Here is a 1019-nt window from a genome sequence, read left to right on the forward strand (position 1 = left end):
GATGTGCATCTTGCAACAGCCGGACAGCAGCATGACATTGCAGCGCATCTGATGCAGGATAAGCCTGAAGGCTGGCATGAAACAGACTGGGCAGATTGCGCATGGACAAACGGAAATGCCCTGTTGCCTTTGGGGGATCTCCTGATCAGCCATCACATGGGACTGCTGTCTATAACAATCCGGGACACCGGATATTATGTTCTGGGTAATGAAACGTCAGAAGTTGGCACGCGTTCTGCATAATAAATGACTTACTTCTCCCTTGTATTTAATAAAGTACAAGGGAGAAGTAATCTATGAATATATCTATTAATGTTGAGATATATTTTATGATTGAAGCATCAGAAAATTTTAGGGTGAGTACATCTCAAGATACCAAATCTCCTTACATCAACCCTTCTGCTTTCCCAGTTTTACATGGGCCTGATGGAATTTTGTTTGATTTCAATCAGGGTGCCCGTATTGTTCTGCCTGCACGTACAGAAGGAAAATGGCGGATTACATGACGCGATCTGGATACAGGGAATATTCTGTTCCATAATGAAAATACGGGCGCTACCGTACACTCTGCCAAACGCTTTTACGTTCGCTTTGGTATTGTTGTTGAAGATATTTTACCTCAAAAAGAAGCTCGCATTGTTTTCCTGCATGAATTGAATTTGAAAAACAAAAAAGTTGTCATTCAATTTCCTGTCGGCACTTTGGGCGATACGCTTGCATGGTTTCCCTACGCAGCACGCTTTGCGCATATCCATCAGGCAAATGTAACTTGCATTCTCTCTGCTTTGATTATTCCTGTGCTGAAAGATGCATATCCAGAATTAACACTTATGTCCCCAGAAATAGCTTAGGAACAAGACATACTGGCAGACAGTTATGCAATGTACTGCATGGGGTTATTTTTTGATGATAAAGAAAATGTTTTTCAGCCAACCGATTTTCGGTTGGTGGGTCTTCATCGCACTGCCGCGTATATTCTAGGTGTTGATCCTGCGGAAGAAGCACCCAAACTTGCTTTG

1 protein-coding gene and 2 pseudogenes are annotated in these 1019 nt (G+C 42.5%); all 3 read left to right on the top strand.

What is annotated here, in order from left to right; genetic code table 11:
• Positions 1 to 243 (top strand): annotated as a pseudogene (locus tag FKW31_RS15930) (hypothetical protein); the annotation flags it as partial.
• A gap of 86 nt (positions 244 to 329) precedes the next feature.
• Positions 330 to 593 (top strand): annotated as a pseudogene (locus FKW31_RS15935) (autotransporter strand-loop-strand O-heptosyltransferase); the annotation flags it as partial.
• Between the two features lie 66 nt (positions 594 to 659).
• Positions 660 to 851 carry a hypothetical protein gene (locus FKW31_RS15940; protein WP_150179069.1) on the top strand — a complete coding sequence of 64 codons (192 nt, stop codon included), beginning with the start codon at positions 660 to 662 and terminating at the stop codon, positions 849 to 851.
• Positions 852 to 1019: the final 168 nt, after the last annotated feature.

Origin of the sequence: Acetobacter sp. DmW_136 (assembly GCF_008690365.1) — a bacterium.
Classification (GTDB): domain Bacteria; phylum Pseudomonadota; class Alphaproteobacteria; order Acetobacterales; family Acetobacteraceae; genus Acetobacter; species Acetobacter oryzifermentans.